The organism is Pseudoalteromonas lipolytica, from assembly GCF_900116435.1.
Taxonomy (GTDB): Bacteria; Pseudomonadota; Gammaproteobacteria; order Enterobacterales; family Alteromonadaceae; genus Pseudoalteromonas; species Pseudoalteromonas lipolytica.
Genome location: NZ_FPAZ01000012.1, coordinates 99114 through 118657, shown reverse-complemented (window position 1 = coordinate 118657; position 19544 = coordinate 99114). Strand labels below are relative to the sequence as shown.

At 40.8% G+C, this 19544-nt stretch carries 20 protein-coding genes and 1 pseudogene; 9 read left to right on the top strand and 12 right to left on the bottom strand.

Going from position 1 to position 19544, the window contains the following annotated elements:
- Window positions 1–36 precede the first annotated feature (36 nt).
- The 5 genes and pseudogenes from BM378_RS13820 (at window position 37) to BM378_RS13800 (ending at window position 5352) form a co-directional block, all read left to right on the top strand.
- Window positions 37–441, top strand: a complete 405-nt coding sequence (locus BM378_RS13820) for a hypothetical protein (RefSeq protein WP_074989408.1) — start codon at window positions 37–39, stop codon at window positions 439–441.
- A 92-nt stretch (window positions 442–533) separates the two neighbouring features.
- Complete coding sequence (locus tag BM378_RS13815) at window positions 534–1037, top strand: Mpo1 family 2-hydroxy fatty acid dioxygenase (RefSeq protein ID WP_036967827.1); 504 nt, start codon at window positions 534–536, stop codon at window positions 1035–1037.
- 35 nt (window positions 1038–1072) lie between these two features.
- Complete coding sequence (locus BM378_RS13810) at window positions 1073–1861, top strand: SDR family oxidoreductase (RefSeq protein ID WP_065978510.1); 789 nt, start codon at window positions 1073–1075, stop codon at window positions 1859–1861.
- 176 nt (window positions 1862–2037) lie between these two features.
- A pseudogene (locus tag BM378_RS13805) lies at window positions 2038–3039 on the top strand (branched-chain amino acid aminotransferase); the annotation flags it as partial.
- 159 nt (window positions 3040–3198) lie between these two features.
- Window positions 3199–5352, top strand: coding sequence for a prolyl oligopeptidase family serine peptidase (locus tag BM378_RS13800; protein WP_036967836.1), 2154 nt, complete (start codon window positions 3199–3201; stop codon window positions 5350–5352).
- Window positions 5353–5430: 78 nt separating this feature from the next.
- Here the strand turns inward: BM378_RS13800 and BM378_RS13795 are convergent, their stop codons facing one another.
- Complete coding sequence (locus BM378_RS13795; RefSeq protein ID WP_051501754.1) at window positions 5431–6522, bottom strand: DUF481 domain-containing protein; 1092 nt, start codon at window positions 6520–6522, stop codon at window positions 5431–5433.
- 97 nt (window positions 6523–6619) lie between these two features.
- A complete protein-coding gene (locus BM378_RS13790) occupies window positions 6620–7915 on the bottom strand; it encodes an anti-phage deoxyguanosine triphosphatase (RefSeq protein WP_036967839.1) in 1296 nt (431 codons plus the stop codon).
- Between the two features lie 214 nt (window positions 7916–8129).
- Between BM378_RS13790 and BM378_RS13785 the strand changes: the two genes are divergently transcribed.
- The 4 genes from BM378_RS13785 (at window position 8130) to BM378_RS13770 (ending at window position 10979) form a co-directional block, all read left to right on the top strand.
- A complete protein-coding gene (locus BM378_RS13785; RefSeq protein ID WP_036967842.1) occupies window positions 8130–8948 on the top strand; it encodes a glucosaminidase domain-containing protein in 819 nt (272 codons plus the stop codon).
- Between the two features lie 82 nt (window positions 8949–9030).
- Complete coding sequence (locus BM378_RS13780) at window positions 9031–9609, top strand: DUF2987 domain-containing protein (RefSeq protein WP_405127523.1); 579 nt, start codon at window positions 9031–9033, stop codon at window positions 9607–9609.
- A 388-nt stretch (window positions 9610–9997) separates the two neighbouring features.
- Window positions 9998–10357 (top strand): MerR family transcriptional regulator, encoded by a 360-nt coding sequence (locus BM378_RS13775; RefSeq protein WP_074989407.1) that lies wholly within the window; start codon window positions 9998–10000, stop codon window positions 10355–10357.
- A gap of 46 nt (window positions 10358–10403) precedes the next feature.
- On the top strand, window positions 10404–10979 hold the full coding sequence (locus BM378_RS13770; protein WP_036967851.1) for an NAD(P)H-dependent oxidoreductase: 576 nt from the start codon (window positions 10404–10406) through the stop codon (window positions 10977–10979).
- Between the two features lie 74 nt (window positions 10980–11053).
- On the opposite strand, the gene ttcA is transcribed toward BM378_RS13770, so the two are convergent.
- The 10 genes from ttcA to ccoO all read right to left on the bottom strand — a co-directional run bounded on the left by ttcA (window position 11054) and on the right by ccoO (window position 19536).
- The gene (gene ttcA / locus BM378_RS13765; RefSeq protein ID WP_065978506.1) at window positions 11054–11959 is read right to left on the bottom strand and encodes a tRNA 2-thiocytidine(32) synthetase TtcA; all 906 of its coding nucleotides are present in this window, start codon (window positions 11957–11959) and stop codon (window positions 11054–11056) included.
- Between the two features lie 95 nt (window positions 11960–12054).
- Window positions 12055–12978 carry a universal stress protein UspE gene (uspE, locus tag BM378_RS13760; RefSeq protein ID WP_074989406.1) on the bottom strand — a complete coding sequence of 308 codons (924 nt, stop codon included), beginning with the start codon at window positions 12976–12978 and terminating at the stop codon, window positions 12055–12057.
- Between the two features lie 102 nt (window positions 12979–13080).
- A complete protein-coding gene (locus BM378_RS13755; RefSeq protein ID WP_036967860.1) occupies window positions 13081–13815 on the bottom strand; it encodes an FNR family transcription factor in 735 nt (244 codons plus the stop codon).
- A gap of 38 nt (window positions 13816–13853) precedes the next feature.
- Window positions 13854–14525 (bottom strand): sulfite exporter TauE/SafE family protein, encoded by a 672-nt coding sequence (locus tag BM378_RS13750; protein WP_036967863.1) that lies wholly within the window; start codon window positions 14523–14525, stop codon window positions 13854–13856.
- Entirely contained in the window at window positions 14518–14685 is a 168-nt protein-coding gene (gene ccoS / locus BM378_RS13745; protein ID WP_036967866.1) for a cbb3-type cytochrome oxidase assembly protein CcoS, read from the bottom strand. Before ccoS ends, BM378_RS13750 begins: the two co-directional genes overlap by 8 nt.
- Window positions 14682–17057, bottom strand: a complete 2376-nt coding sequence (locus tag BM378_RS13740) for a heavy metal translocating P-type ATPase (protein WP_074989405.1) — start codon at window positions 17055–17057, stop codon at window positions 14682–14684. The genes ccoS and BM378_RS13740 overlap by 4 nt, the downstream gene beginning before the upstream one ends.
- 9 nt (window positions 17058–17066) lie before the next feature.
- Complete coding sequence (locus BM378_RS13735; RefSeq protein ID WP_065978504.1) at window positions 17067–17558, bottom strand: FixH family protein; 492 nt, start codon at window positions 17556–17558, stop codon at window positions 17067–17069.
- 150 nt (window positions 17559–17708) lie between these two features.
- Complete coding sequence (gene ccoP, locus BM378_RS13730; protein WP_036967877.1) at window positions 17709–18674, bottom strand: cytochrome-c oxidase, cbb3-type subunit III; 966 nt, start codon at window positions 18672–18674, stop codon at window positions 17709–17711.
- The gene (locus BM378_RS13725) at window positions 18671–18856 is read right to left on the bottom strand and encodes a cbb3-type cytochrome oxidase subunit 3 (protein WP_010373992.1); all 186 of its coding nucleotides are present in this window, start codon (window positions 18854–18856) and stop codon (window positions 18671–18673) included. Before BM378_RS13725 ends, ccoP begins: the two co-directional genes overlap by 4 nt.
- A gap of 5 nt (window positions 18857–18861) precedes the next feature.
- Window positions 18862–19536, bottom strand: coding sequence for a cytochrome-c oxidase, cbb3-type subunit II (gene ccoO, locus BM378_RS13720; protein WP_036967880.1), 675 nt, complete (start codon window positions 19534–19536; stop codon window positions 18862–18864).
- Between the last annotated feature and the right edge of the window lie 8 nt (window positions 19537–19544).

Here is a 19544-nt window from a genome sequence, read left to right as displayed (position 1 = left end):
TACATCTTTTCAGACAAGTTTAAAGGACGATTACGTGTGACTATTACTTTTCATAACCAATATAAAGCTTATCATTACTCAGGCACTAATAAACTTGAGCGAGCACTGGATGTATCAGAATCAAAATTGATGCCTCAAACGTCTTCTGATGCACAAAGTCTATTAAGAAAACAACCCGAACCAAGTTCATTTTTAGAGACAGCAAACGAAGCTCTTGTTTATCAGCGCTTAGGGGTAGATAAAGAGAAAATCGATGAAATCAAAGCGCAAATAGAAAAGCTTGCGGAACAAATGCAACAACAAGGTGCAGATACCAAAGCACTGCAAGAAAAAATGAATAAGTTGCAAGCCATGCTTGATGAAGAATATCAAAAAGGACGCGAGCGCATGGATATGCAGCCAGAAGCCGAAAAAGGCAAGGTCATCGATGCGCTAGTTTAATGCAGTTACTTTAAAATGTCGGCTAGTTGACATTCTTAGTGGTAAATTTTCTGCTAATCTGAGTTTTGAACACAGTTTTGGCAGGAATAATAATGAAAACTCTCAAACAACAGCTGAGCAATTACGCCCTTTATCACCGTTCAAAACGCAATATCTATACACATTTTATTGGTATTCCCTTGATTGTGTTTGCCATTATTTGTTTATTGCAACGCGCAACAATCATGCTTGAACCCGTTACGTTAACAGTGGCAAGTATTGTTATTGCGATTACGTGCCTGTATTACTTAATGCTCAGTATTTCTATGGGGCTAATTATGGCTGTGTGCTTTGCTTTATTGAGCATTATTGCACAGCCTGTCGTTGTGCTTTCAACATCAATGTGGCTGGCTGTGAGTGTGGGCTGCTTTGTGGTGGGTTGGCTATTTCAATTTATGGGTCATTACTATGAAGGTAAAAAACCCGCCTTTGTTGATGACATTATTGGCCTCGTTATTGGACCCTTATTTGTTGTCGTAGAAGCCTTAATCATACTTGGTTTTTATAAAGATGTTGCTGATTACATTGAGCAACATGCAGGTCCTCATAAAGCGTGATAACAGCAATAATAACAATAAGAAAAGGAACACACATGAATTTAAAAGATAAAATAGTTTGGGTTACGGGGGCATCATCAGGTATTGGTGAAGCACTGTGTGAACAATTGGCTGCAAAAGGGGCAATCTTGGTTTTATCTGCCCGTAATGAAGATAAATTAAAAGCGCTAAATACACGTTTAGGCGGAATGCATCATGTTGTGCCACTCGATTTAGCAGAGCCTGAGGCGCTGCTTAAAGAGATGCCTGCGGTTGTTGAACGTATTAAGCGCATTGATGTGCTAATTAATAACGGCGGGGTGTCGCAGCGCAGTTTGTTTTTAGAAAACGATTTCAGTGTGTATCGCCAGTTAATGGAGGTGAACTACTTTGGCCTTATTGCATTAACGAAAGTGGTCGTGCCGCAGATGGTTAAACAAGGTATGGGCATGGTTGTATCGATAAGCAGTGTGGCGGGTAAAGTTGGCTCTAAATTCAGAACCGGTTACTCGGGCTCAAAATATGCGGTTGTGGGGTTTATGGATTGTTTGCGTGCTGAACTGGCAGATAAAAATGTCAATTGTTTAACAATCTGTCCCGGATCAATCAAAACAGCCATTGCGCATAATTCGTTGGATGGGCAAGGTAAACCACAAAATAAACCCGAAGAATCGATTGAAAATGGGATGGATGTTGGCAGAGCTGCTGCGAAAATGATCAAAGCCATAGAAGCGGAAAAGGATGAGGTTGTCGTTGGTGAAGGGATCAGCGGTTTAGCGCCGACAATTAAACGCTTTTTCCCTCGCTTTTTTAATCGACTAACGGCACGAATGAATTACCGGTAAAAGCAAAAACGTGACCGTGAATGATTATTAATAAAAAACACGCAATTAAATTGCGTGTTTTTTATACTGTGAGGTGAAATTATTTGCACTTTAATCGATAAAAGGCATGCGTTAGCTATGGTTAAACAGGGATGTATTAGCATACAATGGAGAAAAAGTAGTCCAAACAAGAGAGAACAACAATGGCCGCATTTGGTACTGTATTTATGCCACACATGATCCAAGCACGCTTTGCAGACAACACATGGAGTGAAAGCGCGCTGGTCCCATCTGATAAAATCGAATTACACGCAGGTGCTCACGTATTACATTATTCAAGCACGTGTTTTGAAGGATTAAAAGCATTTCGTCACGAAGATGGCTCGGTCTATATCTTTCGTATGGACGCAAATATTGCCCGAATGAAGCAAAGCTCAAAGCTATTAAACTTGCCTGATTTTGATGAAAGTATGCTTGAGCAAATGATCAAAGACATTGTTAAAGAGTACGCAGACGAAACGCCAGCCCCGCCGGGTTCAATGTATATTCGCCCAACTCATATTGGTACAGAAGCGGCAATTGGTAAAGCGGCTGCGCCTTCAATGAGTTCATTACTGTATGTGCTTCTTTCGCCTGTAGGTGATTATTTTGCAGGGGGTGCAACAGCACTTCGTGTATTACTTGAAGAAGACGGCATGCGCTGTGCGCCTCATATGGGTATGGTAAAAAGTGGTGGTAACTACGCCAGTGCATTAGGGCCTATTTTACAAGCACGCTCTGAGCATCAGGCTGACCAAATATTGTTCTGCCCAGGTGGTGACGTACAAGAAACGGGTGCTGCCAACTTCATTCTTATTGATGGTAATGAAATTATCACCAAGGCACTTGATAGCACTTTCTTACACGGTGTTACGCGTAATAGTATTTTAACTATTGCCAGAGATTTAGGTATGACGGTGTCTGAACGCAACTTTACCGTAAGTGAATTACTAGAGCGTGCCGCTAAGCCTGGTACTGAAGCTGCGCTTTCAGGCACTGCTGCAGTGCTGACGTCTGTTGGTACACTTATTCATAACGACCAAGAGTTTAAAGTAGGCTCGGGCGAGCCGGGTGAGAAAGTGGTGAAGTTACGCCAAGCATTGAATAATATTCAATGGGGTAAATCACCGGACAACCACGGTTGGTTGACTAAAGTATAGGCACCCTTTTTATTGCAGAGCCACGCACTTGCGTGGCTTTTTTATTGGTATTTTACATTGGTTTACAGCCTAGGCTGTGTTTAACCGCAAATTGCTAGACTTTCTATTTCATTAACTCTATTTTCTGTTTGTTAACAATAACTAAAAAGTATGAAGATTATGATTAAGAAGACGCTTGCATGTGCAATTCTAATTGCACTGGCTGGTTGCAGTGAATCAACCACAACGAAGACTGAACAAACAGTAAAAACCGCAGAGGTAAAAGCTGCCGTGAATTATCCTGAAACTAAAAAAGGCAATGTTGTTGACGAGTATTTCGGTGAAAAGGTTGCCGATCCTTACCGTTGGCTTGAAGACGACATGAGCGAAGAGACGGCGCAATGGGTTAAAGCCGAAAATGAGGTGACATTTTCTTACCTAAAGAATATTCCTTATCGAGATGAATTAAAAACGACTCTCGAAAAGCTAATGAACTATGAAAAAGTCACAGCGCCGTTCACTGAGGGCGAGTACACCTATTTCTACAAAAATGATGGCCTACAAAACCAATACGTTGTTTACCGTAAAAAAGGTGACTCAGAGGCTGAAGTTTTCCTTGACCCAAATACATTCAGTGCTGATGGCACAACCTCTATGTCGGGATTAACGTTTACCGAAGATGGCACGCTAGCTGCGTACCAGATTTCAGAGGGTGGAAGCGACTGGCGTAAAATTATTATTATTGATACTGCCACTAAGCAGCCTATTGAAGAGGCGTTAGTTGATGTGAAATTTAGTGGTATTTCGTGGTTAGGAAATGAAGGTTTTTATTATTCAAGCTACGATAAGCCAAAAGGGAGTGAGCTGTCGGCTAAAACGGATCAACATAAAGTGTATTATCATAAGCTTGGCACTTCTCAAGCGGATGATCAGTTAGTTTATGGTGGCACAGAAGAACAAAAACATCGTTATATTGGGGCTGCTGTTACCCGTGATAATCGCTACTTGATCATCTCGGCAAGTACCTCAACATCTGGTAATAAACTGTTTATTAAAGACTTATCTAATCCAGATAGCGAATTGGTGACAATTTTAGACAACACAGATTCTGATACATCCATTATTGATAATGATGGCAGTAAATTGTATTTGGTAACAAACTTAAATGCACCGAATAAACGTGTTGTGACAGTTGATGCGAATAATCCAAGCCCAGAAAACTGGCAAGATCTTATTCCCGAAACAGACAATGTATTGAGCCTGACTAAAGGGGGAAATTACTTCTTCGCTAAGTATATGGTCGATGCTATCTCGCAAGTTAAGCAGTACGATAAATCAGGTAAGTTAGTTCGCGAAATCAGTTTACCAGGTGTAGGCACAGCCTATGGTTTTAGTGGCAAGCATGACGCTGACACGCTGTATTATTCTTTCACGAATTACACGACGCCGGGTAACACTTACTCATTTGATATTGAGTCAGGGCAATCGGATGTTTATCGCAAGTCGGGTGCTAAATTTAACAGCGACGAGTACGTGTCTGAACAAGTGTTTTACACATCGAAAGACGGCACGAAAGTACCGATGATTATTTCGTATAAGAAAGGCACTGAACTTAACGGTAAAAATCCAACGATTTTATATGGCTATGGTGGCTTTAATGTAAGTTTAACACCAAGCTACAGCCCAACAGTTGCAGCGTGGCTTGAGCACGGTGGTGTGTATGCAGTTGCTAATATTCGTGGCGGTGGTGAATATGGTAAACAGTGGCACATTAATGGTACACAGCTTAAAAAACAAAATGTATTTGATGATTTTATTGCGGCTGCAGAATATCTAAACGATAAAAAATACAGCTCGCCAGACTATTTAGCTGTGCGTGGTGGTTCAAACGGTGGCTTATTAGTTGGTGCGGTTATGACCCAGCGCCCAGAGCTATTCAAAGTAGCATTACCGGCTGTTGGTGTACTGGATATGCTGCGCTATCACACATTTACAGCGGGTGCAGGCTGGGCGTATGACTACGGTACTAGTGAACAAAGTAAAGAGATGTTTGACTACTTGAAAGGGTATTCACCTGTTCATAACGTAAAAGAGGGGGTAACGTACCCTGCAACGCTTGTGACGACAGGCGATCACGATGACCGTGTTGTACCTGCTCATTCATTTAAATTTGCCGCTGAGTTACAAGCAAAAGGTGCAAAACAGAACCCTTACCTGATCCGTATTGAAACTAACGCGGGTCATGGCGCGGGTACACCAACCAGTAAGATTATTGATCAGTACGCTGATATCTATGGTTTCACGCTTTATAATATGGGTGTTAAATCACTTTAATTTAATGAGTGGTAAAAAAACGCCGAGCAAAATTGTTCGGCGTTTTTTGTTTTAAACGATCGTTTTTAAACGCGTATTTTATAAATCGATTCCCAAAGCAAAAATCATTTTATAGTCTTCCTTTTCAGGCACCACGGCATTCTCGTCGGCAATCGGGTCTGCTAAGTAATCCCAAACCAGAGAGATATCAAAATCAATGTCGTCAGTAATATCAATCTCGAAACTTGCCATAGCGTATTGAGAATCTCCTCCTGTATCACTTTTGGCCGTGAGGTAGCGATAATTGAAGGTAAAGTCGATTTTTTTAGTAAGTTCATGCTCAAAATTAGTGCCAATAAAGTAAGACATTGACGCATTACTTTTGTCTTCACCGGTGGTGACAGTATCAAATTCAGTTTTTTGATACGCAGGGCCAGTTGAAAAATCCCACTCAGTTTTGTCGGTATCCATCACGTAATAACCGACACCTGCGCCTACAGTGTATTTATTAGCAATGTTTTGAAAAGGGTCACGGTAATATTCAAAAAAGATAGGACGGAAATACATTTTTTGAGTGTAAAACCAGTCGAACGTGCCATTGGCTCTAATGTTGTTTTTAGTTACTTGTTCATCGCTGGTGGTACGGTAGCCTAAAAACTCGGCTAAAAAGCGACTCGATGCCGTACGACGTTTAATATCGGCTCTGGCAGAGTATTCTGTTTGGTCTGTATTACCTCGCGATAAATCAGCACCCAAGGAAATTTTTACTGTCCACGCGCTGAGCTCACTGTCGATTGAAGGGGCAATCGACACTAAATCACGATAGCGATACTTTGCCGGTAAGTCACCGACCTTTACATAACCGCCTGATATATTAAGTGTGCCACTGAGTTCTGTGCCGTCGTTAAAGCGTACTGTGTGATGGCGGTCAGAGACAATCATATAGATATCTTCACGGTCAATTACGAGGGTGTCGAGTACATCACTGTCAAATTCAAGCTCTTTATCGTACATTGCGATAAGTTCACCTTTGAGCCATTCACCTGAGTTGAGCCTTACCCAGTCAAATTGACTGGCATCTTTAATGATGACACCACGCTCTTCTAACAGTGGATCAGGCAGGGATTCATTTGCGAAGCAAGTTAAAGGAGAGAGTAAAAGCGTGCTAATAAGCAGGTATTTTTTGAGCATTATTCCAATCCATGTTTAATAAAATGCGAAAGAAAGTTGTTATAGTAATTAGGTACTAATTAAATACTAGCTCAATATTTTACCCTCTTCAAAGTCCTTAAGCAGAGGGTAAAAATAGGCGTTGATAGGTTTTATATGCGTATTCGTCACTCATCCCCGATAAGTAATCGCAGATAATACGCATTGCATTATCACCTTGTTGGTGTGCATTTAGCCACATTTCTTGGGTGGTTTCTGGCAGTAAACGCATAGGATCACTTGCAAACGCACTGAACAGTTCAATGAGTAAATTTTGCCCTTTAAATTCAACTTGCTGCATTTTCGGTTCACGAATTAAACGTTTAAATACAAAGTGTTTTAACACATTAAGAATGCTTGCAAATTCGTCGGGTAAACTAACCGTGTATTGCAAGATTTCTGATTCGAAATCAGCATTTTGCACCACTAAATTGGCGTGAATTATAAAAGTATTAACAAGCTCACCGATGGCATCTTTTCGCTCATATTCATGGTGTGAAAAAAGGCGCGCCGTAATAGAGCTTAAATGCGTTGTTAACCATGGTGAGTTTAGTGCTTGTAACTGCGTTAATGCATGGTTTTGCCAATCAGCTAATGTGAGTACTTCTGTGGCGATAGCATCTTCCAGGTCATGAACAGCATAAGCTATATCATCGGCGAGCTCCATGATGGCAGAGTCAATCGATTTATAATGTGTTTTTGCTCTGAATTCATCAACGTTATAATGGCGACTTAAAATGTGCTGGTCGTTTTTTGATAGTGGCGCGACAATCCAATCAAACACATCTTTGTCGTCTTTGTATAAGCCTTTTGCAGGACGCCAGTGATCAGCTTTAATAAAGCTGCGCTGCTCAGAGAGCGGTGGAATGGTGTGCCATAAGTCATCAATAAAAGCGGGGTATTTTATAAAACCAAGCAAAGTGCGGCGTGTTAGGTTCATACCATAGCCATTGCTGTATGGCTCAAGCTTAGAAACAATTCTTAGGGTTTGCGCATTTCCTTCAAAACCACCGTGTTCACGCATCATGTAATTAAGAGCTATTTCACCACCATGACCAAAAGGAGGGTGCCCAATATCATGAGCAAGGCACAAGGTTTCAAGTAAGCTACCACTGGGGAAATGGCTAAAATTTGGGTGTTGTTTTTTAAGGTGGCGCAGTAGACCACTGCCTATTTGTGCGACTTCAAGAGAATGGGTGAGGCGAGTACGATAAAAATCGTTTAGGCCAATGCCCATTATTTGAGTTTTAGCTTGTAAACGTCTAAATGCTGCCGCGTGAATTATACGAGAGCGGTCAACCTGCCAGGCAGTGCGGTTGTCGTTTGGGCGATATTTTTGCTGATCAATGATACGCGCTTGCCAAGACTGGCACATAAATAGAACCTTATAATTACTCGCTCAGTTGCCCTTTAGTATACGCAAGCACTTGAAAATTGCGAGTAAATTGGACGTGATTCGCAGCAAGTCATGTTGAGTTAGGGCAAAAAAATACGCTGATATTCGCGAAAAAATTAGCTCTTTGATATAATCCGCCTTTATGTGTGCGTGGCTTTACCGCACATGAGTTGTAGTATATTTGAGAGAATACATGCTTAAGTACGTTTTTCGAGGTTTACTGACCGCTTTTTTTGCATGGGCGTTATTATCGCCTTTCATGAATCAAGATGTTGCAGTGGAGGAGGCCGACCAAACCGAGGCAACTCAGCAGGGTAAACAGCGAGTAATTAAAAAAGAAAAGCCATTACATAATGTAAAACTGCCTGACTTTGCGGGCTTTACTGATGTAAAAGAAAAGAAACAGGCGTTTTTTGATTTTATTCGTCCCCATGTTGAAGCTGAAAACAAGAAAATTCTACAGCAGCGTGCCAGCTTAGAAATTGCACGTATGATGCTAGAATATAATGAGCCTCTGACGAGTAAGCAGCTGTCTGATATTAAGAAAATTCTTACCAGTTATAAATTACCAACAAGTATTGATGTATTGTCTTTGACACAAGCACTGCGTCGTGTTGATATCATTCCAAAAGAACTTGCCTTAATGCAGGCGGCGAATGAGTCAGCATGGGGAACATCGCGTTTTGCCCGTATTGGCTTAAACTTTTTTGGCCAATGGTGTTATAACAAAGGCTGTGGCATGGTGCCACGACGCCGTGCAAATGAGGCGGCTCATGAAGTGACGGCATTCAAATCTGTTCGTGCTGCTGTAAGCTCTTACTTTAAGAATATTAATACCCATGCGGCGTATAAAGATTTACGCACAATCCGCGCAGATTTACGTCGCCAACAAAAACCGATTGAAGCGACAAAACTAACCCAAGGGTTGTTATCGTATTCTGAGCGACGTGAAGCATACATAGAAGAATTAAACACGATGATTAATCAGAACAGAGCATATTTTGATGAATAAAATCTTTTTATTGTTAAAAGTGGTGGGTGTGATCAGTGCATTAAGCGTTACGAGCTTTAAAGCAACTGCCAGTGAGTTTGTGATTGCATATGACGGTTTTTACGACCGTTTAAAAGTCGTAAACAAGGGGGAGTTTCAGTACGCACAAGTTAACTTTTATTTAAGTGATATTGCCACTAACGAAGTATGTACGATTAAGTCAGGTAAAATTCTAACCGAAAAACAAGAGTTCGATTTAACGTACACCGACAATGCACAGCTGTTATTGCCTTTTGATAAGCAGTTAGACACGGATAAAGCTGTGATTGTCGTACAGCCTAAAAACCCTCAGCATGATTGCCAATTAAAGCTGCAAATTGAAGCAACAGAGCTTAGTAACTTTGCACTAACAAAAGCGAATTTATTTGAGCTTAACCAAGAGTTTGATGAGCTTTTATCTGATTTATCGGGCTTTTTTGTTAGCAAACTAATGTGGTTTTTATTACCTGAGCAACAAGGAGTTGTACTTAAATTTGACGCTCCTGCAAGTATGTCGGGTGAGGGGGTTAGCTGTAAAGAAAACCGCTGCACGATTAAAATCACTGATGAGTGGCAAGATGACAAAACTCTACTTAATAGCAGTGCAAAGCTTATTAGTGCAACGCCGTGGATTGTAAAATAGCTGAGTCATCTTTTTTATAGCATAGCTAATTATTCAAAAAAGGATCTTTACAGGTCCTTTTTTGTTGCTTTTAAATTACGCTTTAATGATTTATACCATTTTGCAAAAATACTTAATCATTTTGAGTGATTAAACCAGTCGCTACCTACGTTAAAAATTTCTGATTTACGACTGCATGGATGCAGGAGGTAGAGCAATGCAGGAGCAATTGCCGAGAACAATTAAATAACTAAATTTTTGCCTTGTTATCAACGCGGTTTTATTGCCTCAAAATAGACCCCTTAATTAAGCACAATGGTATTAATCTGAAAAATCTATATCTAACACTATCTCTTAAATACAAACAAAGCATGTCACATAAATTGATTTGGTGGATAAGGACGTTCGAATGTATCTCAATGAGGCATCTAAACTGTCTGGGGCAACACAAAGAGCAATAAGGCTCTATGAATCAGTGGGCTTACTGACTGTTTCTAGGGTTGGAAAGTATCGAGTTTATAATCAAGAGAATATTTATTTAATCAAATTAATAAAAGAGGCTCAAACTCTGGGAGTTGCACTGTCAGATATGGTTGCTTTGAAGGGAGAAAACGAGGATTTTGATTGGCAGGCTGTCAGCCATTACCTTATTCAAAAGCAAGCTGCAGTCGAAGAAAAGATAAAGGAGCTTGAACTTCAAAGAGAGCGCATTAAAAATTACCGAATTTCAATTGATAAGTGTATTCAAGAACTTGACTCTTACCCTTAGGTGAGAGTTTACACTGTGTCCTCACTCTAAATGGATATGTCAGTGTATGAAAAGAATATTAGTAATCAATGCTAACCCCAAACTAACCAGCCTGTGTAAATCTTTAGCGGAACAGTATGCAGCAGTTGCCATAAAAAAACATGACGTTAAGCACGTGAATATCGGTGACTTGAATTTCGAAATCAATTTAGCCGAAGGCTATGACAAAGTGATTGATTTAGAGCCTTGTTTAGCAGATCTCCAAGAGAAGATTCTGTGGTCTGAGCATATTGTGATTGTTAGTCCTGTTTGGTGGGGAACCATGCCTGCTAAGTTTAAAGGGGCGATTGATAGAGTTTTTTTACCGGGGTTTTCGTTTAAATATGTCGAAGGTAAATCAATACCGAAAAAGTTATTAAAAGGACGTACATCAGAGTTATTAATAACGTTAGATACCCCTGCTTTTTGGTATAAATACATTCAAGGGAATGTTATCTATAAGAATTTTAAACATTGTATTTTGGACTTTTCTGGCATTAAAAATAAAACCACTACATACTTTGGGCCAGTTATAAATTCCAGTAGCAATAAAAGAAAAGTCTGGCTTGAGAAAGCAGCTCGATTAGGAGCGAAAGTTAGTTAGATAATTTTTTACCAAAAATAAAAAGGAGAGCTTCTTTGCTCTCCTAATAATTAGTTAAATGTTTTTTTAAACCATTAGCTTAGGTTAATTGTCACAACGTCACTAATGTGTTCGTCATCAAGCGCAGGCTGTTTTGGGATATCTGGCTTATCAAGGGCGATATCGCCACCATCAATTACATCACCTGTTTGCAGGTCTTTAAAATTGAATAAGTCTTTATCAGCTAAGTGCGACGGCACGACGTTTTGCATTGCCGTGAAAATGCTTTCAATACGACCCGGATGCTGTTTATTCCACTCAGCAAGCATGGCTTTTGTGTGTTTACGCTGCAAGTTTTCCTGAGAGCCACATAAGTTACATGGAATAATAGGGAATTCCATACGCTCTGCGTATTTTTCGATATCGACTTCTTTACAATATGCCAGTGGGCGAATCACCATATGCTCGCCGTTATCGCTCATTAATTTAGCGGGCATACTTTTTAATTTACCGCCGTAGAACATATTTAAGAACAACGTCTCTATCATATCATCGCGGTGGTGACCAAGGGCAATTTTAGTCGCGCCCATTTCTTTCGCTGTACGGTATAAAATACCGCGACGAAGGCGTGAGCACAGCGAACAGGTTGTTTTACCTTCAGGAATAATATCGGTAACAATGCTGTAGGTGTCTTCTTCAACTATTTTGTATTCAATACCGAGTTTATCTAAGTATTCGGGTAAAACGTGCTCAGGAAACCCTGGTTGCTTTTGGTCTAAGTTAATGGCGAACAAATCAAACTTAACCGGTGCGACACGTTGTAGATGCTGTAATGTATCTAATAGGGTGTAGCTGTCTTTGCCGCCTGATAAACAGACCATGATACGATCGCCATCTTCGATCATATTAAAATCCATAACGGCTTGGCCGGTTAATCGACGTAAGCGTTTTTGTAACTTATTAAAGTTATATTGCGCTTTAGCTTCTGCTGAGTGAGACACTACGCCCCCTTATAAATACATGGGTAAAATAAAGGGGCGTATTATATTTGAAGCGCGGGTAAACAACAATTATTTGTTTCCCGCAACGATGAGAATTATTTTGCTAAAGGGCTCACGTAGCCATCTGGTTTTAGAGCCAATACGTCGCAATCTAGGCTATCAATTACATGCTCAGCTGTATTACCAACCAATGCAGCACTTAAACCGGTGCGGCCTACAGTGCCAATAACCACAAGCTCGCTGTTAAGTTTTGCAGCAACATCAGGGATCACATCTTCAGGAAGACCTTCTTCAATGTGGCATTGTGCTTCATCAATTTGAAAACTTTTTGCTAGTTCTAAGGTTGATTCAAAATGATGCTTTTTAACCGATTCGTTGTATACACCCGGGTTAAACTCAGGAATTTCGATAGCAATATTTACCGGTGTAGCAGGGTAGGCATTCACTAAATTAAGCTGCGCATTAGCAAGGTCACAAATAAAGCGTGCATCATTGATAATACGTTTGTTCAGCGCAAGGTGTTGCTCATTTTCACTGACTGCATTTACTGCTGCGAGTATGTTGCCATGTGCAGGCCACTCTTTTTCTTTAACTAATAACACCGGTGCAGGGCACTTACGAATGAGGTGCCAATCAGTCGGTGTAAAAATCACTGATTTAAGGGTGTCATGCTGATGTGTGCCTTTAACCACAAGATCATAACCGTCATTGATCACCGTATTAATAATGGCTTCGTAAGGGCGATTGTGCCAAACAACACAACTATCAATTGATAATTCAGGGTAAAGGGCGATTTGTTCATTTAACCAGACTTGACGGTCTTTGATGACAGCTTCGCGCATGGCTTCACGCTCATCAGAAGAAAGCATTGTGGTCATTTCGTAGGAGAAGTCATAAATACTAAGAAAAGCAGTGATGGTTGCGCCTGACTTTTTGGCTAGGTCAATTGAGCGGCTTAAACTATGCTGGTGTTCCTTGGTGGGATCTATTACTGCTAAAATTCGTTTTATTGCGTCCATATGCTGCTCCTTAACTGTTCTGCAAAAAGGTATACCTTGAGTGTAACCTAAATTCTGAGCAGTTAAAGGGGCAAGCAATAGAAAGTTGCGCTATATCAAACTCTATTTACATTTAATCGCGGCTGTTGAAGCAAGCGCCTGTTGATCTAAAATGGTAATAAATTTACCTTCAACTTTGATAATGTCGGCTTTTTGAAAGCGGCTTAGCAAGCGGCTAATTGTCTCGACGGTTAAACCAAGATAATTACCTATTTCGCCACGAGTCATTGTAAGACGGAACTCTTTACGCGAGAAACCACGTTCACCAAATCGTTCTGCAAGGTTGTAAATAAAGCTGGCTAAACGCTCTTCTGCTGATTTCTTATTAAGCAGTAACAACATTTCTTGGTCGTAATTAATTTCGTTACTCATCAAGCGCATAATTTGTTGGCGTAATTTTGGTAGTTTACCTGCCAATTCATCTAATGTATCGAATGGAATTTCGCATACCATTGATGTTTCAAGCGCTTGCGAAAAACTTTGATGAGACATTTTATTGATAGCATCAAAGCCAACGAGATCACCGGCTAAATGAAAGCCTGTGATTTGCTCATCACCTTGCTCCGAAAGCGTATAAGACTTAAATGAACCTGAGCGAACTGCATAAATTGCATTTAGCTTTTCACCCGACTCAAATAAAAAGTCGCCTTTGTGAAGAGGCTTTTTACGCTCGATAATCTCATCAAGACGATCCATTTCTTGGCCATTAAGCGAAAATGGTAAACACAGCTGACTAATACTGCAATTATTACAGCTAATAGTGCATAAGCCTTTTGACTTGTTTTGTGAAAAGTCCATACATCAAATCCATTCTAATAAGTTAACAACTCGTAAGGTTAATGAACGAGCCTGTCAGTTGCTATAATTAATAAGTATACACCGTACCATATTATTACGCTTCCTAGAATAACCCTAGTCCAAACATGGTTTAAAAAAACGTTTATTTTTTGACTTGCGAGGCCAACACTGACCATCGCTGGAAATGTGCCTAGGGCAAAAAATAGCATAACCCCTGCACCATGAAGCGCAGAAGGGCTCGTCAGGGCCCATGTCAGTGCAGAGTAGACTAATCCACACGGCAGCCAACCCCAAAGCGCACCATAAAGCAGGGCTTTAGGGGTTGTATTAACCGGCAATAAATAGCGATTTAATTTTGCTAAATGCTGCCACACGAGCGTTTTCCCAAGTTTTTCTAACCACTGTAATGTGGCAGCCAAACGCATAATATAGATGCCCACAAGTAGCATAAAAATGCCACTCAAAAATGATAAAGCGAGGGCGATACTGGTGTTCTGTGCTGCAAAGCGACTGCTGATACCCGCGACTAAAGCACCCGCTAACATATAACTCAGCGCGCGCCCTACATTGTAGGCAACAGAAAAGCTCACAGCACGATTTTTGTCGGCGGCAAGCTGTAAGCTACTTGCAATGCCACCACACATCGCTAAGCAATGGCCACTGCCAAGTAACCCCATAACAAATGCACTAATGAAAAGGGGATCAATCATTACTTTTGTTGTGCTGCTCTTTGTCATCTTCAAACAGGATACTGTGGCCCTGTTTATTTAAATCTGAGAATTGTTCACTTTTTACAGCCCAAAAAAATACACCAATAGCGATTATTACAAACAAAATCGCAATCGGGATTAACATGTAAATGATACTCATAGTTTTAATAACCTTAATGAGTTGGTAATAACCAAAATGGAGCTTGCAGACATGCCAATAACAGCCATCCAAGGCGCAACGAGCCCCAATGCTGCTAAAGGTAAAATCGAACCATTGTAAATAAGTGATAACGCCAAGTTTTGTTTCACAATTCTGCGCGTTTTTTTCGAGACGCTAAGCAGATGCTCAATGGCGCTTAAATCACTATTGAGTAATACCACATCGGCACTGTTTTTGGAAATATCTGCCCCAGTTTCCATCGCAATTGATAAGTGTGCACTTGCAAAAACTGGGCTGTCATTAACGCCGTCTCCAACCATAGCAACCACAGCGCCTTTACTTGCAAGGGCATCAACATGCGTTTGCTTATCTTGTGGGCTGCAGCCAGCGTGAACAGTGTCGAGATTTAGTTGTTTAGCCAATCGCTCCCCACTGTTTGAGGCATCCCCAGTTAACATATGGCACTTTATGTGTTGCGCATGAAGGTTTTTAATGAGTTTATCGGCATTATTACGCAAACTATCCGATAGGTAGAAGCGTGCAACAATCTGTTTGTTTACATATAAAGTGGCTTGGGCGTCTGCTTTATCGGTTTCAAACCAGCCACTTTTACCAATCGCAAAGTGCTCATTATTAAGGTTAGCAGTGATACCTTTGCCTGGTTCAATAGTGACATTTTCGAACTGATTGACGCTATTGTTAAACCCTGCAAAGGCATTGGCAATCGGGTGCTCGGAAAAGCTCTCTAGCTGAGCAGCAAGAGTTAATGCTTCAGCTTCTGAGTACGTATTATCTATTAACTCAATGCGCTCAATTGTAAAACGACCTTGTGTGAGTGTGCCTGTTTTATCAAAGGCGATATCACTTAGTTGAGGGAGTGTCTCTAAGACGTGGGCTTGTTTTATTAATATACCGCGTTTAGTTAAGCTTGCCACGGCGCAAGTGAGTGCCGTAGGAATCGCTAAGCTGAGCGCACACGGGCAGGTTGCAACCAATACAGAAATGGTGATCCAAAATGCATGTTCAGGATCAACTTGATACCAGCCAATAGCGGTGATTGAGGCAAAAAGCAATAAGCATGCGACAAACCATTGTGCCACTTTATCCGTTATCTCAACAAGTCGTGGACGCTTAGTTAGGGCTGTATGTTGCAGTTTTATAATTTGATTAATAAGGGTGTTTTGGCCAATTTTATTAATCTCAATGCTGATCACGCCATCGTGGTTAATGGTGCCAGCAAATACTTGATGATTAACAAACTTATTAACGGGTTGATGCTCGCCTGTCATCATCGCTTCATCGACCGTTGTTTTACCTTTAATAACTATCCCGTCAGCGGGGATTGTTTCACCAGCTTTTATAAGTACCACGTCGCCCAGTTTGAGTTTTTTAGCGGCAATGATTGATTCTTGATGGGTGTTATCAATAATGCGTGCGGTGAGCGGGAGTAGTTTTTGTAGGTTTGCTGTGAATTCGCTGGCTTTTAATCGTGCTCTGAACTCTAAATACTTACCCAACAATAATAGAAAGGTAAACATACAGATTGATTCAAAATACACTTCGCCAACCGACATTATGGTTGCATAACAACTTGCGCCATACGCGCCAAAAATAGCCAAAGAGACGGGTAAGTCCATATTCAGCTGTTTTGCTCTTAATCCATTAATTGCATTCGTTAAGAAGGGTAATGCACTGTAAAGAATAACCGGCGAAGCAAGTACGAGGCTTATCCAGCGAAAGTATTGTTCAAAATTTTCTTCCATGCCAGAAAACATGCCAAAGTACATTGCAAAAGCAAACATCATTACCTGCATAGTCATCAGGCCGGCGACACCTAAGCGGCGAATATAGGCCTTTGCAGCTTGTTGCTTTTGGCTGGCTTCTAAGTCGGCTTGAAAGGGGTAGGCTTTGTAACCTATTTCATGTAATGCAGTAATTATTTTACTCAGTGGGGTGACTGATTTATCCCACTGGATCATGGCACGATTTGTTGAGGTATTTACATCTACGCGTCTGATGGCTGACAAATTAAGTAGCTGCTTTTCAATAAGCCAAGCACAGGCGGCACAGGTAATCCCTTCAACGGTGAGTAAAACCTCAGATAACTCTTGGGAGGTGGCAATAAACTCATCTTGAATATCTTCGTTATCGTAACTTTTTATAAGCTCTAATTGCTCTGGAACAAGTTGTTCAACTTTCCCAGAGCGAACAGTTCTAAACTTATAGTAATCGGTCATGCCTTGGGCAACGATATTCTCGGCCACTGTTTGGCAGCCAATACAACACATAGGCTGTGCCTTCCCATCTATTACGACAGTTGCATTAAAGCCTTTTGGCACACTTTCAAGACAATGAAAGCAATTATCAGACATGAGCGTTAACTACTTATATTCAGGGCTAATCGAAATTGTTTTAGCTGTTGGAAGAATAATATCTTCTTTTAGTTTCCAACTGTTATCGACAGGTTCAATAAATACGGTATACGCACCATCAACATGAGCATCGAGCAGGGCTGTAAAGTCACCATGAGCATTTTTCATCAAGCTTACATCAAAGTCGTTAGCTTTAATGGTGCGATGATAAAATGACATTTTTAAAGAATGAACATTACTGGCATCACCTTTAGTGAAAACAAACGTGACTTTGTCATCAGTAACGTTTAAATCACCATGTAAATAAAGCGCTTTGGCTTTATTAAATTTACTAAGCTCTAAATTGATTGCTTTTCCTTTTTTATAATAATCATCAACAACCATGTCAGGTCCGTTGCCTATTGCCATATAGATAAGACCCGCACAACCGATGATAGCGGCAAGTGGGAAAGAGATTAAAAACCATGGCCAGAAATTTTTATACCAAGGAGTGGGATTCATAGTACTTACTACCTCAAAAAACGTTGTACGCATTTTATCGGATCTAAAAGCAAAAGACTAAAAAAAAGCCTCCAGATGGAGGCTTTTTTGATCTTAATTAATCTATTGAATTAAAAGATTAATTGTATATACATTTTATTAACCGCGCGGTTATTTTTCTTGTGACAGACTGTAAACGTACGCTGTTAAAAGGTGTACTTTGTCTTCACCAAGAATGTCTTTCCATGCTGGCATCACACCTGCACGACCATTTCTCAGTGTTTCTTCAACAGCACGTTTAGAGCCACCATATAACCAGATATTGTCGGTTAGGTTAGGCGCACCAAACGGTAAGTTGTGAGCAACCGAACCTTTGCCGTCAGCACCGTGACATGCAGCACACATTGCAAATTTAGCTGCACCAGCTTCAGCGTCTTTTTGGTTAACTGTACGACCCGAAAGGCTAAGTACGTGAGCAGTCATTTCTTTAATGCCTTGCTCGCCAAGTGCATCACCCCAAGGTGGCATTGCTGCAACACGGCCGTAAAGAAGCGTTTCTTTAATTTTGTCTGGTGAACCACCGTATAACCAATCGTTATCCGTTAGGTTAGGGAAGCCTTGACCACCACGCGCATCTGAACCATGGCATTGAGCACAGTTTTGAGAGAATAAACGTTGACCAATCTCAAGCGCTTTTTCATCTTTTACAAGTGATTCAATGTCTTGTTTCGCGAACGACTCAAAGATTGGGCCAAAACGCTCATCTGCTGCAATAAACTCTTGGTCTAACTGAACATTCTCACCATTGGCTAACGCTTCTTCAGTGGCCTTTTTAGACTCTTCTAAAGACGTAATACCTTGGTTTGAACTTGTCCATTTACCTAAACCTTCCCAGTTACCTAAACCCGGGTAAGCCGCTAAGTAATAAACTGACCAAACGAATGTTGCAAAGAACATGTAAGTCCACCATTTTGGTAGTGGGTTATTCAGCTCTTCAATGCCATCAAATTCGTGACCACAACTTTCGCCTTCTTTAACACCTGTGTAGTTTTTTAAGTTCCACAGAAGTAGGCCGAAGATGATAGCAAGACACGCAAGGGTTAATACAATAACCCATATACTCCAAAAGCTAGTCATTTCTCAGACTCCTTTTCCTCGTTAGAGATTGTGTTGTTGTGTTTTTTTTCATCTTCAAATATGGCATTAGCTGCGTCATCAAAACGACGTTTGCTACGCTTGCTATATGCCCATACAACAATCACAATAAACAGTACTAAAATTACCAGAGTTAAAATGCCTCTGTATGTTCCGTAATCCATAATAATTACTTCAAGTGTGTGCCAAGCTGTTGTAAGTAAGCAATTAGAGCTTGCATCTCAGTTGCGCCTTCACCATTGTTCATGGCTTCAATTTTCGCAATGTCAGCTTGTAACTCTTCATCGCTTCCATAACCTTTACCGTCGTAACGGGTGCTTGCTTTATCAATTCCGAAGCTATCACGGAATATTTGAAGCTTTTTAAGAGTATGGGTCGTATCGACTCTGTTTTCGTCTAACCAAGGAAACGCTGGCATATTTGATTCTGGAACCACAGCACGTGGGTCCATTAAATGCGCATGATGCCAATCGTCTGAGTAACGCTCACCAACACGTGCTAGGTCTGGACCAGTACGTTTAGAACCCCATTGGAATGGGTGATCCCATACTGATTCACCAGCAACAGAGTAGTGACCATAACGCTCAACCTCGTCACGGAAAGGGCGAATCATTTGTGAGTGACAGTTGTAACAACCTTCACGTACATAAATATCACGACCTTCCATTTCTAAAGCTGTAAGAGGGCGTAGGCCATCAACAGGCTTAGTCGTATCATCTTGGAACATCAACGGTGTAATTTCTACAAGTGCACCGAAGCTGATCGCAAAGACAGTCAAGATAGCCATAAGGCCAACATTTTTTTCGACTATTTCATGTTTGTTTTGTGAATTATTATTGCTCATCATCCTAC